The following is a 14,384-nucleotide window of genomic DNA, read 5'->3' on the forward strand; positions in this document are numbered from 1 at the left end:
CCGCCCCGGCCGGACACCCGGATTCCGCCCGCGTCCGCACGGACGAAGCCCCCGCCCCGGGGACCGGCGGGGTGCCGGGGACCTCCACCCCGACCACGCCCGCCCCCACCCCGGGGACCGACGGAGTGCCGAGGACCACCACCGCGGCCCGCACCCCGACCGCCCCCGGCCACGCCCCCGCCCCGGGGACCGACGGAGTGCCGGGGGCCTCCACCCCGGCGACGCCCGCCCCCGCCCCGGGGACCGGCGGAGTGCGGGGGGCCTCCGGCCCGGCCCGTACCCCGGGCGCGGCCGGCGGCGCCCCGTGCCCGGAGCCGCGTACCCCGGCTTCGGTCGGACCGCCGGAGGCACCCGCGCCGCGGCGGATCGAGGGGCTTCTCCTCGGTCTCGCCGCGGGAGACGCCGCCGGCTGGCCCGCCGCCCGCCACCGGGCGAGCCGCATGCCCGAGTGGACCCGCCGCCTCACCCGCGAGCTCGACACCTTCGCCGAGCAGAACGCCACCACCACCCTCCCCGTCCCCATCGCCCTCAACCAGCCCCCCGAACCGCTGCGCCTCGGCCCCTCCGACGACGCCGAATGGGCCGCCTTCGCCGCCGAGTCCGTCCTCACCGCCGCCGGCGCCCTGCTCAGCGACCTCTCCCGGTCCCGCCGCATGCGCGCCGCCATCGACCTCGCCTGGAACGCCCTGGCCAGCGAGGTCGCCGCGGCGGCGGAACGGGCCCTCGAGGTCGAGTCCGCCGTGCTGCCGATGCGCGCCCGCATCTCCGTACGGGCCGGCCTCGGCAACCTGGCCGCCGGCCTGCGCCCGCCCGCCACCGGCCACGACAACCCGCACTACTTCGACGACGCCGCCTGCGTCCGCGCCTGCGTGCTCGCCGTCGTCCACCCCGGCGACCCCCGGGCCGCCGCTGACCTCGCCGAGTTCGACGCCCGCTACACCCAGGACGGCGACGGCGTCCACGGAGCCCGCGCCATGGCCGCCGCCCTCGCCGCCGCCCTCGCGGGCGCGGACACCGACACCGCCGTCGACGCCGCCCTCGAACAGCTCCCCGCCGCCACCGAGATCGGCCGCAACGCCCGGCACGCCGTCCAACTCGCCCGCGCCGACGGCGAGGCCGGCGCGTTCGCCCTCGTCCCCCTCCTGGAACACCAGATCGTGGACCACGTCTACAGCTACGGCATCGCCGCCGCCGAGACCGTCCCCGTCGCCCTCGCCCTCGCCACCGCCGCCCGCGGCCGCGTCGCCGAAGCGGTCCCGGCCGCCGCCTGCCTCTCCCGCGTCGCGGACTCCGCCCCGGCCCTCGCGGGCGCCCTCACCGGAGCCCTCGGCGGTGGCGACTCCCTCCCCGCCGCCTGGCGCGGGGCCTGCCGCACCCTCTCCGGCTGCGCCCTGCCCCGCCTCGCCGGAACCGACCTCGTCGAACTGGCCGCCCTGCTCGCCCGTACGGAACTCACCTCACCCAAGGGATGATTCGGACATGACGCTCACACTGGAGGACCGGGTCACCGGGGCCCTCGTCGGAGCCGCCGTCGGCGACGCGCTCGGCGGCCCCGTGGAGGGCTGGTCCCCCGACCGGATCGTGGAACGGCACGGCGGCCGCGTGCACGGCATCGTCGGCCCCTGGTACGAGGACTGGCGCACCGCCCGCCCCATCGCGCCGTACCACAAGGGCGACGGCCACGTCACCGACGACACCCTGATGACCCACGCCCTGGTCCGGGTGTACGCGACCGTCCGGGACCACCTGGACGCGTACGCGGTCGCCGACCACCTGGTCCCGGACCTGATGACGGTCCCCCGCTGGATCCCGGAACTGGAGGCGGAGGCCCTGCCCCTCCAGCGGGTGTTCCTCGCCGAGAAGTGGATCGTGACCCGGCTGCACTACGCGCACGCCGACCCCCGCGAGGCGGGCACCGGCAACATCGTCAACTGCGGTGCCGCGATGTACATGGCGCCGGTCGGCCTGGTCAACGCGGGCAACCCGGCCGCCGCGTACGCCGAGGCACTGGACGTCGCCGGCGCGCACCAGTCCTCCTACGGGCGGGAGGCGGCGGGCGTCTTCGCGGCGGCGGTGGCGGCGGCCTGCGTACCGGGCGCGAGCGCCGCCTCGGTGGTGGACACCGCCCTGGCCCTGGCCAAGGACGGCACCCGCGCCGCCATCGCCGCCGTACGCGAAGTCGCCGTGCGGCACCGGGACTTCGAGTCGGCGCTGGCGCCGCTGCGGGAGGCGGTGGCCCCGTACGACTCGGTCGGCCCGGACTACCGCGCGCCCTCCCTCGGCGCCCGGCGGCCGTCCCGGCTGCACTCCATCGAGGAGCTCCCCGTAGCCCTCGGCATGCTGCTCGTCGCGGACGGCGGCTACGAGGGCTCCGTGCTCGGCGCCGTCAACTACGGCCGCGACTGCGACTCCACCGCCACCATGGCGGGCGCGATCGCGGGCGCGCTGGGCGGTGCGGGGGTCGTGCCCGAGGGGTGGGCCAAGCGGGTCGCCGAGGCCAGCCGCCTGGACCTGCACGCGCCGGCCGCGGAACTGGCGGCCGTGGCCCGGGAGGTCTTCGCCCGCGACCGGGACCGCCGTCGCGCCCACGAGACGGCCTTCACGGCCATCGCGTCCCCGCGGTGACGGGTGCCCCGGCCGGGGACCCGGCCACGCGCGGCGCCGGGGCGGCCCCCGTACGGCTGACCTGGGCGCAGCCCGAGGACCTGATCGGGCACGAGCTGCGGCAGGCCGCGGAGGACGGCCGGGACGCCGGGCCCGTGCTGCGCGCCTGGACGGCCGCGGGCGGCCGGCCCGCCCCCGCGCGGGCCGGCGCCTCCCCTTCCCCGGCCCCGCCGGAACTCCGCGCGCTGGCCTCCCGCCTCCTGGACGAACTCGCAGCCCTGCCGACCCCGACGGCCGCGCTGGAACCCACCGCCTGGCCGGCGATCCGCGCCACCTGGCCCCCGGGGCCGACGCCCGGCCCCGGTCGGAACCCCGCCCCCCATGACGCTCCGGACCACCCCGGCCCCACCACCGGCCCCCCGGGCCCGGGGCACCGGCCGGAGCCCCCGGTCGATCCCGTGCTGCGCCGCAGGCTGGAGGCCGCCTGGCTCGGGCGGGCCGTCGGCTGCGTGCTCGGCAAGCCCGTCGAGAAGCTCCCCCTCGACGGCATCCGCGCCCTCGCCCGCGCCACCGGCAACTGGCCGCTGGCCGACTGGTTCACCGCCCGCGGCGTCCCCGCGGAGCTCCTCGCCGCCCACCCCTGGAACCGCCGCTCCGCCGCCACCTGCCTCGCCGAGAACATCGACGGCGTCCCCGAGGACGACGACCTCGACCACCCCCTCCTCGGCCTGCTCCTGCTCCAGCGCCACGGCAAGGCCTTCGCCACCGCCGACCTCGCCCGCCTGTGGCTCGACGAGCTCCCGGCCGGCCGCACCTTCACCGCCGAACGCGTCGCCTACCGCAACCTCCTCCTCGGCCTGGAGCCCCCCGGGACCGCCACCCACCACAACCCCTTCCGCGAGTGGATCGGGGCCCTGATCCGCGCCGACGTGCACGGCTGGACCCACCCCGGCGACCCGGCCGCCGCCGCCGAACAGGCCTACCGGGACGCCGTCCTCACCCACACCGCCAACGGCGTCTACGCCGCCCTCTTCACCGCCGCCACCATCGCCGAGGCCGCCGGCGGCCGGGCCGACGTGCACACCGCGCTCCGGGCCGGGCTGGCCGTCGTACCGCCCCGCTCGCGCCTCGCCGACGCCGTCCGCTTCGGCATCCGTACCGCCCGCGACGAGGCGGACTTCGACCGGGTCGTGGACCGGCTGCACGCCTGCTACGGCCACTACCACTGGGTGCACGCCCTCCCCAACACCGCCCTGATCGCCGCCGCCCTCACCCACGCCGACGGGGACTTCACCCACTCGGTGTGCCGGGCCGTGTCCGGCGGCTGGGACACCGACTCCAACGGCGCCACCGCCGGCTCGGTCGCGGGGATCCTGGCGGGGTCCCCCGACCGCATCCCGGAGCGCTGGACGGCGCCCCTCAAGAACCGCCTCGCCACCACCGTCGCCGGTTTCGACGGCATCGGCTTCGACACCCTCGCCCACCTCACCGCCCAGGAGGCAGCCCGATCATGACGGCCATCGCCGTGCTCGGCAGTACGAACATGGACCTCGTCGCCTACGTGCCCAAGGCACCCCGTCTCGGGGAGACCGTCACCGGACGGGAGTTCCGCACCGTCCCCGGCGGCAAGGGCGCCAACCAGGCGGTGGCCGCCGCCCGCCTCGGCGGGGAGGTGGTGATGATCGGCGCCGTCGGGGCGGACGACTTCGGCGTACGGCTGCGCTCCGCGCTCACCGCGGCCGGGGTCGAGACGGCCGCGCTGCGCACCGTCGAGGGGGCCAGCGGCACCGCGCACATCACCGTCGACGACGAGGGCGCCAACAGCATCGTCGTCATCCCCGGCGCGAACGCCGCCGTCACCGCTCTGGAGGCGGGCGACGCCTCCCGCATCGGAGCCGCCGACTGCCTGCTGCTCCAGCTCGAACTCCCCCTGGAGGCCGTCCTCGCGGGCGCCGCCGCCGCCCGCGCGCAGGGGGTCCGTACGGTCCTCACCCCGGCCCCCGCGCGTCCGCTGCCGCGCGAACTGCTGGAGCTGATCGACCTCCTGGTGCCGAACGAGCACGAGGCGGCGGCCCTCACCGGCGTCACCGGTCCCCTCGGAGCGGCGCAGGCCCTGCTGCGCGACGTGCCGGAGGTGGTGGTGACCCTGGGCGCGGCCGGCGCCCTGTACGCGGCGCGCGGGCGCGAGCCGCTGACCGTACCGGCGCCCCGGGTACGGGCGGTGGACACCACCGCCGCCGGGGACACCTTCGTGGGGGCCCTCGCCGTGGCCCTCGGGGAGGGCCGTCCGATGCCGGAGGCCCTGGCGTGGGCCACCCGCGCGGCGGCCCTCGCGGTCCAGCGCCCCGGCGCCCAGCCCTCCATGCCGACCCGCGCCGAACTGGACCACCCGGCTCCGCCGGCCCCGGCGCCCCGCTCCGGGGCCGCGACGGACACCGGAGCGGGGGCCGAAGCCGGGCACCTCCCGTCGGCCGGAGGCGGCGCGTGACGGCCGGTCCCGGGGCCGCGTCCGCCTCCCCCGGGCCGCTGGAAGGGCTCCGGGTGCTCGACCTCGCCACCCTCTTCGCCGGGCCGCTCGCCGCCACCCTGCTCGGGGACTTCGGTGCCGAGGTGGTCAAGGTCGAGCACCCCGACCGCCCCGACCCCTCCCGGGGCCACGGCCCCGCCAAGGACGGCGTCGGGCTCTGGTGGAAGCTGCTCGGGCGGAACAAGCGGACGATCACCCTCGACCTGTCCACCCCCGGCGGCCGGGACACCCTGCTGCGGCTGGCCGGCACCGCCGACGTGGTCGTCGAGAACTTCCGCCCCGGCACCCTGGAGAAGTGGGGTCTGGGCTGGCCGGAGCTGTCGGCCGCCAACCCGCGCCTGGTGCTGGCCCGCGTCACGGCGTTCGGCCAGCGGGGCCCGTACGCCCACCGGCCCGGCTTCGGCACCCTCGCCGAGGCGATGAGCGGGTTCGCCGCGATCACCGGCGAGCCGGACGGCCCGCCCACCCTGCCGCCCTTCGGCCTCGCCGACTCGATCGCCGCGCTCACCACCGCGTACGCCGTGATGACGGCGCTCGCCGGACGGGACCGCACCGGCCGCGGGCAGGTCGTGGACCTGGCGATCATCGAACCGATCCTCACCGTGCTGGGCCCCCACCCGCTCTGGTACGACCAGCTCGGCTACGTCCAGCCGCGCACCGGCAACCGTTCCACCAACAACGCGCCCCGCAACACCTACAGCAGCGCGGACGGCCGCTGGCTGGCGGTGTCCACCTCGGCGCAGTCCGTCGCCGAACGGGTGCTGCGCCTGGTCGGCAGGCCGGAGCTGATCGCGGAGCCCTGGTTCGCGACCGGCTCCGGCCGGGCCGCCCACGCGCACGTCCTCGACGAGGCGGTCGGCGGCTGGATCGGCCGTCACAAGGCCGACGACGTGGTCGCCGCCTTCGAGGAGGCCGAGGCGGCGGTGGCCCCGGTCTACGACGTCCGGGACGTGATGGCCGACCCGCAGTTCGCCGCGCTGGACACCGTCACCGAGGTCCAGGACCCCGAACTGGGCCCGGTGCGCATGCAGAACGTCCTCTTCCGGCTGTCGGGCACCCCCGGCGGGATCCGCTGGGCGGGCCGCCCGCACGGCGCCGACACCGATGCCGTCCTGACCGAGCTCGGCCTGACCGGGGCCGAGATCGCCGCCCTCCGAACGGAGCGTGCACTGTGATCCTGACCTGGCTCTACGCCCCCGGTGACCGCCCCGAGGTGGTGGCCAAGGCCCTGCGGTGCGGGGCGGACGCCGTCATCGTCGACCTGGAGGACTCGGTATCGGCCTCCCGCAAGGAGTACGCCCGCGCGGCCACCGCCGAGCTGCTCACCGAGCGGCCCCCGGTCCCCGTCCACGTCCGCGTCAACGCGCTCGGCTCCCCCTGGGCGGGCGCCGACCTCACCGCGCTGGTCCGCCTCCGCGGGCTCGCCGGACTGCGGCTGCCGAAGATCGACGCCCCCGAGCAGATCGGCCGGGTCGCCGACCGGGCCGGCGGGGTGGCGCTGTACGCGCTGCTGGAGTCCGCGCTGGGCGTGGAGCGGGCCTACGAGATCGCCCGCGCCCACCCGTCCCTGCACGGGCTGACCCTCGGCGAGGCCGACCTCAAGGCCGACCTGGGCGTCACCGCGGAGGCCGGGCTGGACTGGCCGCGCTCCCGGGTGGTGGTCGCCGCCCGCGCGGCCGGGCTGGCGCCGCCGGCCCAGTCGGTGTTCCCGGACATCCGGGACCTGGAGGCACTGGCCGCCTCCTGCTCGCGCGGCCGGGAGCTCGGGTTCCTCGGCCGGGCGGCGATCCACCCCCGCCAGCTCCCGGTGATCGAGGGGGCCTACCTCCCCCGGCCCGAGGAGGTCACCGCCGCCGAGGAGATCGTCACCGCGGCCCGGGCCGCCCCGGGGGCCCTGGCCCTGCCCGACGGCCGCTTCGTGGACCCCGCCGTGGTGGCCGCGGCCCACCGCACCCTGACCCTCTCCCGCCGCTCCCGCTGACCACTCCCCTGCGGGGCCGTCCCCCACCCGGGTAAGCCGGAGGGGGCGCCGCGACCCGCGCGGCGCCCCCCTCCGGTACGACCCGTTCAGCTCTTGTCGGCCCCGTTGGCCGCGCCGTCGGCGGCCTTGGTCAGATCCGCCTTCGCAGCGCCCCCGGCAGCCTTCCCGTCCGCGGGGGCGGCCTTGGTGAGATCGGGCTTCGCGTCGGACTTCGCGTCGGCTTCGCCCGCCTCGGGCTCGTCGGCGGCGGCCACCTCGCCCGGACCACCGGAGGTGTCGGGCTCGACGACCTCCTCGCGGCCCGGCCGCAGCTTCGCCGAGAGGACGAAGTAGACGACCGCGGCGATGAAGACCACGATCGCGGTCCAGACGTTCAGCCGCACTCCGAAGATGTGGTGCGCCTCGTCGACCCGCATGTACTCGATCCAGCCGCGGCCCAGGCAGTACGCGGCCACGTACAGGGCGAAGGCCCGGCCGTGCCCGAGCCTGAACCGGCGGTCGGCCCAGATCACCAGCGCCGCGACGCCGAGGCACCACAGCGATTCGTAGAGGAAGGTCGGGTGGTAGGTGCCGGCGACCCGGTTGGGCCCTTCGCTGATCTTCAGCGCCCACGGCAGGTCGGTGGCGCGCCCGTACAGCTCCTGGTTGAACCAGTTGCCCCAGCGACCGAAGGCCTGGGCGATGGCGATGCCGGGGGCCAGGGCGTCGGCCCAGGCGGGCAGCGGGATGCCGCGCAGCCTGCAGCCGATCCAGGCGCCGACCGCGCCGAGCGCGATCGCGCCCCAGATGCCCAGGCCGCCTTCCCAGATCTTGAAGGCGTCGACCCAGTCGCGGCCCTCGCCGAAGTAGAGCTGGTAGTCGGTGATCACGTGGTAGAGGCGGCCGCCGACGAGGCCGAACGGCACCGCCCACACGGCGATGTCCGCGACCGTGCCCGGCTTTCCGCCGCGCGCGATCCACCGCTTGTTGCCGAGCCAGACGGCGACGAAGACGCCGATGATGATGCAGAACGCGTAGCCGCGGAGCGGGATCGGTCCGAGATGGATCACGCCGGTCGACGGACTGGGAATATAGGCAAGGGTCATGGCAGACATGACGCTACCCTGCCGGGCGGTACCGACCGCAACCCGCCCGGCAAGCTGAAACCAAAACCACACACGGCGCGGGCCGGGTGGTCACTGCTGGGGCGCCCCCTTGGACAGGGACTTCGAGCCACCGGAACCGGACGCCTTGCCCGAGGCCGAGGCCGACGGGGACGCGGTGGCCGACGGCGACGCCGATCCGGAGGGCTTGCCCTTGGGGACCCCGGCGGCGGCCTCCACCTTCGCCTTCAGCTTCTGCGGGGTGAGCGGATCGGCCTGGTCGGCGAAGATGTCCTTGCCGTCGAGCAGGACGGTCGGGGTGCCCCGGAACTTGCCGGCCGCGAAGGCCTCGTGCGATTTGCCGACCCAGCTGTTGTGCGTGCCGTTCTCCACGCAGGCGCGGAACGCCGGGGTGTCCAGCCCGTCCACCTTCCCGGCCAGCTCCAGCAGCCTGGCGTTCTTGCCGTAGGCGTCGTCGGTCTCCTCCGGCTGGTTCTGGAAGAGGAGGTCGTGGTACTCGGCGAACTTTCCGGCGTCCTGGGCGCAGGCGGCGGCATTGGCGCCCTTGAGCGAGCCGGTGCCGCCCATGTTCCCGTCGATCAGGGTGACGAGGTGGTACTCGACCTTGAGCAGACCCCGGGATTCGAGGTCGTGGACGGTGTCCCGGTAGTTGGTCTCGAAGGCCTTGCAGGCGGGGCAGCGGAAGTCCTCCCAGACGGTCAGCTGGGACTTGGCCCCGGCCGGACCTGTCTGGATGGCGAGCGCGTCCTTGCCGGTGGCTCCCGACGGCGCGGCCACCGGACCGGCCTTGGCGGACTTGTCCCCGGACCCGGCGTTGGCGGCGATCAGGCCGACCACGGCCGCCAGGCCCAGTACGCCGACCACCGCCGCCGAGACGATGAGGGTCCGCCGGCGCTTGTCCCGGGTCTTCTGCCGCTCGCGCTCCTGCTGGAGTCGCTCCCGGGCCGATCGTTTCGTCGTCGCATCGCGGTTCGCACCGTCGTCGTTCTTCTCGCTCACGTTCGGCCAAACGAAGCGGGGAGGCACTCGCGTGCCTCCCCGCTCCCGTTTCCACTCGATCGGGCTACAGAACCCCCGTCGGGGCCCGCCCGGCGTCAGGACCTGCGTACGCCTTCCGCGAGCTCGCCCGCCAGGGCCCGTACGGCGGCCAGCCCGGCCTGCTCGTCCGGTGCGTCCAGCAGCAGCTTCACGAAGGCCGAACCGACGATCACGCCGTCGGCGAAGCCCGCCACCTGCTTCGCCTGGACGGCGTTGGAGACGCCCAGACCCACGCAGACCGGCAGCTCGGTGGTGGTGCGGGTGCGGCGCACCAGCTCCTGGGCCTCGTTGCCGACGGACTCGCGGGTGCCGGTGACGCCCATGAGGGAGGCGGCGTAGACGAAACCGGAGCCGGCGGCCGTGATGGTCGCCAGGCGCTCGTCACGGCTGCTGGGGGCCACGACGAACACGGTCGCCAGACCGTGCTCCGCCGCGTGCTCGCGCCACAGCGCGGACTCCTGGACCGGCAGGTCGGGCAGGATGCAGCCCGCGCCGCCCGCCGCCGCCAGCTCGGCGGTGAACCGCTCGACGCCGTAGCGGTCGATGGGGTTCCAGTAGGTCATGACGAGGATCGGGACCCCGGTGGCCTCGAAGGTCTCGCGCACGGTCCGCAGCACGTCGGCGATCTTGACGCCGCCGCGCAGGGCGATGTCGTCGGCCGTCTGGATGACCGCGCCGTCCAGGACGGGGTCGCTGTGCGGCAGGCCGATCTCCACGACGTCCGCGCCGCCCGCGATGATCGCCTTGGCGGCCTCGATCGCGCCGTCGACGGTCGGGAACCCGGCCGGGAGGTAGGCGACGAGGGCCGCGCGGTCCTCGGACTTCGCCTTCGCGAGGGTGGCGCTCAGCAGTTCGATGTTGCCCTGGTTGCTCACTTGTTCTCCCCCTCGGTCCCGTTCTCGGACTCGCCGTCGTACAGGCCGAAATAGCGTGCGGCCGTGTCCATGTCCTTGTCGCCGCGGCCGGACAGGTTGACCACGATCAGGCCGTCCTTGCCCAGCTCCTTGCCCAGGTCGAGGGCTCCGGCGAGGGCGTGCGCCGACTCGATGGCCGGGATGATGCCCTCGGTGCGCGAGAGCAGGCGCAGGGCCTGCATGGCGGCGTCGTCGGTGACCGCGCGGTACTCGCCGCGGCCGGTGTCCTTGAGGTAGGAGTGCTCGGGGCCGATGCCCGGGTAGTCCAGACCGGCGGAGATCGAGTAGGGCTCGGTGATCTGGCCCTCCTCGTCCTGGAGGACGTAGGAGCGGGAGCCGTGCAGGATGCCGGGCTCGCCCGCGGTCAGGGTGGCCGCGTGCTCGCCGGTCTCCACGCCGTGTCCGGCGGGCTCGAAGCCGACCAGGCGGACGTCGGCGTCCGGGATGAAGGCGTGGAAGAGGCCGATGGCGTTGGAGCCGCCGCCGACGCAGGCCGCGACGGCGTCGGGCAGGCGGCCCGCGCGCTCCAGGATCTGGCGGCGGGCCTCGACGCCGATGACGCGGTGGAAGTCGCGGACCATGGCCGGGAAGGGGTGCGGTCCGGCGACGGTGCCGAAGAGGTAGTGGGTCTCCTCGACGTTGGCGACCCAGTCGCGGAACGCCTCGTTGATGGCGTCCTTGAGGGTGCGCGAACCCGACTTCACGGCGATGACCTCGGCGCCGAGCATGCGCATGCGGGCCACGTTCAGGGCCTGGCGCTGGGTGTCGATCTCGCCCATGTAGATGGTGCAGTCGAGGCCGAAGAGGGCGCAGGCGGTGGCGGTGGCCACGCCGTGCTGGCCGGCGCCGGTCTCGGCGATGACGCGGGTCTTGCCCATGCGCTTGGTGAGCAGCGCCTGGCCCAGCACGTTGTTGATCTTGTGCGAGCCGGTGTGGTTGAGGTCCTCGCGCTTGAGGAAGATCCGGGCGCCGCCCGCGTGCTCGGCGAAGCGGGGCACCTCGGTGAGGGCGCTGGGCCGGCCCGTGTAGTTGACCATGAGCTCGTTGAGCTCGGCGGCGAAGGCCGGGTCGCCCTTGGCCTTCTCGTACTCGACGGCGACCTCGTCCACGGCGGCGACCAGCGCCTCCGGGATGAACTTGCCGCCGAAGTCACCGAAGTAGCCCTCGGTGTTCGGGACGTGACCCTCCGGGTCCGGGATGAAGAACGAGCTGGTGGACATGGCCACTACTCCTACGTGTACGGAAATGCGCGACGGGGGCTGGTTGCACCGTATTGCGCCGTCGGTCCGCGGCCCGCGCACCCCGCTGGGGGGGTGCGCCGCCGTGCGGACGCCCGGCCCGCGCCGGGAGCCTGGGGCTCGGGCGTGGGGCCGTGCGCGACCTCCCGGCCGGTACGTCCTCGCGTACCGGGCCGGGGCGGCCGTCGTCTACAGCGCGGCTCCGCCGCGCCATCGCATTCCGTTGACCTGACCGGGCTCGGAGCCGATCACGTACCGCACCCGCCGGCCGTGCACGCGCCGGGCCGGGGCGCGGCAGCCGCGGGGGCGGCAGCCGCGCGCCAGGGGCGCGTGCGCCGTCGGCACCGCGGCCGGGCCGTGGCCCGGTCGGGTGCGGACGGAGGGGCGGGAAGGAGGCATGGGAAGGGTCAGCTCCGGCCGTGGCGCAGGGCGGGGTGGGCCCCGGCGGCGACGAGGTCGGCGACGGCCGCCTTCGGGTCGCGCCCGGTGACCAGGGACTCTCCGACGAGGACGGCGTCGGCGCCCTCGTTGGCGTACGCGATCAGGTCGTGCGGTCCGCGGATGCCGGACTCGGCGACCTTCACGATGTGGGGCGGGATCTCTCCGACGACCCGCTCGAAGGTGGAGCGGTCGACCTTGAGGTCCTTCAGGTTGCGCGCGTTGACGCCGATGATCTTGGCGCCCGCGGCGACGGCCCGCTCGATCTCCTCCTCGTCGTGGACCTCCACGAGCGGGGTGAGACCGATGGACTCGGCCCGCTCGATGAGGGAGACGAGGGCCTCCTGCTCCAGGGCCGCGACGATCAGCAGCACGAGGTCGGCGCCGTAGGCGCGGGCCTCCCACAGCTGGTACGCCGTGACGATGAAGTCCTTGCGCAGGATCGGGATGTCCACGCGGGCGCGGACGGCCTCCAGGTCGGCCAGCGAGCCACCGAAGCGACGCTGTTCGGTGAGGACGGAGATGACCGCCGCACCGCCGGCCTCGTAGTCGGCGGCGAGCCCGGCCGGATCGGCGATCGCGGCCAGCGCGCCCTTGGAGGGGCTGGAGCGCTTGACCTCGCAGATCACCTTGACGCTGTCGCCACGCAGGGCGGCGACACCGTCCTTGGCCTGGGGCGCCTTGGCGGCACGCTCCTTGAGCTCGTCGAGGCTCACGCGGGCCTGCCGTTCGGCAAGGTCTTCGCGGACCCCTTCGATGATCTCGTCGAGCACACTCACGCGAGCGGCCCCCTTCCGGGTTGATGACGGTCGGCCGCCTTGCGGACACGTTCCACTGCAAGGTCAGCACTCAAATGGTATCCGCAGCTCTCTACGCGCTCTGCACTGACTTCGCGGTTTCCCATTGACTGGACAGTCGGAATATGGCATTCCCATGGCTCCCCGCAAGAGCCGCCGCGCTTCACGGGGCCAGAGCGGAACCGAACGGGAGATTACGGACGATCGAGAAGAGCAGCACCAGCGTGCCGATCCCCCACCAGTAGGCCGGCCGCAGCGCGATCCGCGGCGCCGGACGGCCGCCGAAGGCCCGGACCAGCCACAGGGCCAGGAAACCGGCGAAGACGAAGTAGCCCGCGACGGCCACGGCATTGGCGCCGAGCGCCGCGGGCAGGTCCCCGTGGGCGAAGGCGTGCGCGCTGCGCAGCCCGCCGCAGCCCGGACACAGGATCCCGGTCAGCCGCAGCAGCGGGCACACCGGGTAGTGACCGGGCTCGTTCGGGTCCACGGTGCCCACGTACGCGAAGGCGGCCACGGCCCCGGCCAGGGTGAGCACCGGTGCGGCGGCCCGCCGGACCCGCGACACCGGCGCGGGAACCGGCCCGGACGGTACGGGCCGCCAGGGCCCGGACCCGCCGGGCGGGGCGGCGGGAGCGGGGGCGGCGGGGGTGCGAGAGGCGTCCACCCGCTGATTCTCTCCGCTCATGACAAAAGGCGCAGCCCGACCGGGCCGCGCCTTTCGAACCGCGGGGTCCGCGGGGTCCGCGCTCAGACCTTGGCGGGAACGCGGTTGGCGGCGATGACCTCGGCGAGGTCGCGGTGGGCGGCCTTCGGCGCACCCATGCCCGCGGCCCGCATAGCGAGTCCGACGACTCCGCCGAGCGCGACGATGACGAGACCCGCCCAGAACCCGAGCGGGTTCGCCAGCACCATGAAGGCGCCGGAGACGCAGAAACCGATGAAGGCGATGATGACACCGGTCCAGGCGGCCGGGGTGTGTCCGTGGCTCGTGCCCGCCATGAGTTGCTCCTCGTTGCTCTGTCGCGCGTGCGGTGCCGCACGCTCACTGCCATTGTCCCGCACGGGGCGTGCGGATTCTCCACTGGGTGGGGCTTAGTGGGTGGGATCCTCGCCCCGGTCCAGAGCCTTCCACAGGTCCTCCGGCCGGTCCGGGTCCACCGCCGCGGGCGCCTTGCGCCGCGGACTGCCGTCGCGCTCGTAGCGGCCGCCCATGGCGGGCCAGGCGCGGCCGAAGCGGACCGCGAGGAGACCGGCGAGCAGGATCAGGACGGCGCCTGCGGCCGTGATGTACGGCCAGGCCGTATGGGTCAGCTCGGCCGCCCGGGCGGCGGTGTCGGCCGTGGCGGTGACGGCCCGCTCGTCGAGCGCCCGGTGGTCGTCGGCCGCGGCCACCGCGGACAGCGCCCCGCCGAGGCCGCTCAGCGCGAGCAGGACGGACACCAGCAGCCGCCCCCGGCCCCGTACAGCGAACACCGCCACCAGGGCCGCGAGGCCGACGATGGCCAGGGCCGCGGGCAGGCCCGTGACGGCCCGCCCGTCCGCCGTCAGCGGGAGCGAGCCGCCTCCCACGGCGGCGCTGCCCCGGGCCCAGACGCGGCCGGAGGCGAGCAGGACGACGGTGGCGCCGAGCGCGCCGAGCAGCAGGGCCACGGCGACGCTGCGGCGGGCGCTCCCGGCCTCGGGGGCCTCGGCGTCGGCGGTGGCGGCGGGGGATGGGGGTACGGCACTCACGTACCCCACTATC

The 14,384-nt window shown here is 75.3% G+C and carries 15 protein-coding genes; 6 read left to right on the forward strand and 9 right to left on the reverse strand.

The window, feature by feature from the left end; translation table 11 throughout:
- Positions 1–125 precede the first annotated feature (125 nt).
- From ABZW32_RS11345 to ABZW32_RS11370, 6 genes are read left to right on the forward strand one after another with little or no spacing between them, the layout of a single operon-like run.
- A complete protein-coding gene (locus ABZW32_RS11345; RefSeq protein WP_356214226.1) occupies positions 126–1,472 on the forward strand; it encodes an ADP-ribosylglycohydrolase family protein in 1,347 nt (448 codons plus the stop codon).
- Positions 1,473–1,479: 7 nt separating this feature from the next.
- A complete protein-coding gene (locus ABZW32_RS11350) occupies positions 1,480–2,625 on the forward strand; it encodes an ADP-ribosylglycohydrolase family protein (RefSeq protein WP_356214227.1) in 1,146 nt (381 codons plus the stop codon).
- Entirely contained in the window at positions 2,622–4,118 is a 1,497-nt protein-coding gene (locus tag ABZW32_RS11355) for an ADP-ribosylglycohydrolase family protein (RefSeq protein WP_356214229.1), read from the forward strand. The genes ABZW32_RS11350 and ABZW32_RS11355 overlap by 4 nt, the downstream gene beginning before the upstream one ends.
- Complete coding sequence (rbsK, locus tag ABZW32_RS11360; RefSeq protein WP_356214231.1) at positions 4,115–5,092, forward strand: ribokinase; 978 nt, start codon at positions 4,115–4,117, stop codon at positions 5,090–5,092. Before ABZW32_RS11355 ends, rbsK begins: the two co-directional genes overlap by 4 nt.
- On the forward strand, positions 5,089–6,306 hold the full coding sequence (locus ABZW32_RS11365) for a CoA transferase (RefSeq protein WP_356214233.1): 1,218 nt from the start codon (positions 5,089–5,091) through the stop codon (positions 6,304–6,306). Before rbsK ends, ABZW32_RS11365 begins: the two co-directional genes overlap by 4 nt.
- Positions 6,303–7,112, forward strand: a complete 810-nt coding sequence (locus tag ABZW32_RS11370) for a CoA ester lyase (RefSeq protein ID WP_356214235.1) — start codon at positions 6,303–6,305, stop codon at positions 7,110–7,112. Before ABZW32_RS11365 ends, ABZW32_RS11370 begins: the two co-directional genes overlap by 4 nt.
- Before the next feature lie 86 nt (positions 7,113–7,198).
- Here ABZW32_RS11370 and lgt read toward each other — a convergent pair whose 3' ends face one another.
- The 9 genes from lgt to ABZW32_RS11415 form a co-directional block, all read right to left on the reverse strand.
- Positions 7,199–8,197 (reverse strand): prolipoprotein diacylglyceryl transferase, encoded by a 999-nt coding sequence (lgt, locus tag ABZW32_RS11375; protein ID WP_356214237.1) that lies wholly within the window; start codon positions 8,195–8,197, stop codon positions 7,199–7,201.
- A 90-nt stretch (positions 8,198–8,287) separates the two neighbouring features.
- The gene (locus tag ABZW32_RS11380; RefSeq protein ID WP_356214239.1) at positions 8,288–9,214 is read right to left on the reverse strand and encodes a thioredoxin domain-containing protein; all 927 of its coding nucleotides are present in this window, start codon (positions 9,212–9,214) and stop codon (positions 8,288–8,290) included.
- Positions 9,215–9,309: 95 nt separating this feature from the next.
- Positions 9,310–10,128 (reverse strand): tryptophan synthase subunit alpha, encoded by an 819-nt coding sequence (gene trpA, locus ABZW32_RS11385; protein ID WP_030228151.1) that lies wholly within the window; start codon positions 10,126–10,128, stop codon positions 9,310–9,312.
- Positions 10,125–11,387: a tryptophan synthase subunit beta gene (gene trpB, locus ABZW32_RS11390; protein ID WP_356214241.1), complete on the reverse strand. Its 1,263-nt coding sequence runs from the start codon at positions 11,385–11,387 to the stop codon at positions 10,125–10,127. The genes trpA and trpB overlap by 4 nt, the downstream gene beginning before the upstream one ends.
- 207 nt (positions 11,388–11,594) lie before the next feature.
- Positions 11,595–11,804 (reverse strand): hypothetical protein, encoded by a 210-nt coding sequence (locus tag ABZW32_RS11395; RefSeq protein WP_030228146.1) that lies wholly within the window; start codon positions 11,802–11,804, stop codon positions 11,595–11,597.
- Between the two features lie 8 nt (positions 11,805–11,812).
- The gene (gene trpC, locus ABZW32_RS11400; protein WP_030228144.1) at positions 11,813–12,622 is read right to left on the reverse strand and encodes an indole-3-glycerol phosphate synthase TrpC; all 810 of its coding nucleotides are present in this window, start codon (positions 12,620–12,622) and stop codon (positions 11,813–11,815) included.
- Positions 12,623–12,803: 181 nt separating this feature from the next.
- Positions 12,804–13,304, reverse strand: coding sequence for a DUF2752 domain-containing protein (locus ABZW32_RS11405; RefSeq protein ID WP_356214244.1), 501 nt, complete (start codon positions 13,302–13,304; stop codon positions 12,804–12,806).
- An 83-nt stretch (positions 13,305–13,387) separates the two neighbouring features.
- Positions 13,388–13,639, reverse strand: coding sequence for an HGxxPAAW family protein (locus ABZW32_RS11410; RefSeq protein ID WP_356214246.1), 252 nt, complete (start codon positions 13,637–13,639; stop codon positions 13,388–13,390).
- A gap of 93 nt (positions 13,640–13,732) precedes the next feature.
- Positions 13,733–14,380 (reverse strand): TIGR02234 family membrane protein, encoded by a 648-nt coding sequence (locus tag ABZW32_RS11415; protein WP_356214248.1) that lies wholly within the window; start codon positions 14,378–14,380, stop codon positions 13,733–13,735.
- Positions 14,381–14,384: the final 4 nt, after the last annotated feature.

The sequence above is a fragment of the Streptomyces sp. NPDC004667 genome, from assembly GCF_040609475.1.
Lineage (GTDB): Bacteria > Actinomycetota > Actinomycetes > Streptomycetales > Streptomycetaceae > Streptomyces.

Coding starts and splice junctions, on each gene's coding strand:
- ABZW32_RS11350 (WP_356214227.1), top strand. CDS start 1,480: ATGACGCTCACACTGGAGGACCGGGTCACCGGGGCCCTCGTCGGAGCC.
- rbsK (WP_356214231.1), top strand. CDS start 4,115: ATGACGGCCATCGCCGTGCTCGGCAGTACGAACATGGACCTCGTCGCC.
- lgt (WP_356214237.1), bottom strand. CDS start 8,197: ATGACCCTTGCCTATATTCCCAGTCCGTCGACCGGCGTGATCCATCTC.
- trpB (WP_356214241.1), bottom strand. CDS start 11,387: ATGTCCACCAGCTCGTTCTTCATCCCGGACCCGGAGGGTCACGTCCCG.
- ABZW32_RS11395 (WP_030228146.1), bottom strand. CDS start 11,804: ATGCCTCCTTCCCGCCCCTCCGTCCGCACCCGACCGGGCCACGGCCCG.
- ABZW32_RS11410 (WP_356214246.1), bottom strand. CDS start 13,639: ATGGCGGGCACGAGCCACGGACACACCCCGGCCGCCTGGACCGGTGTC.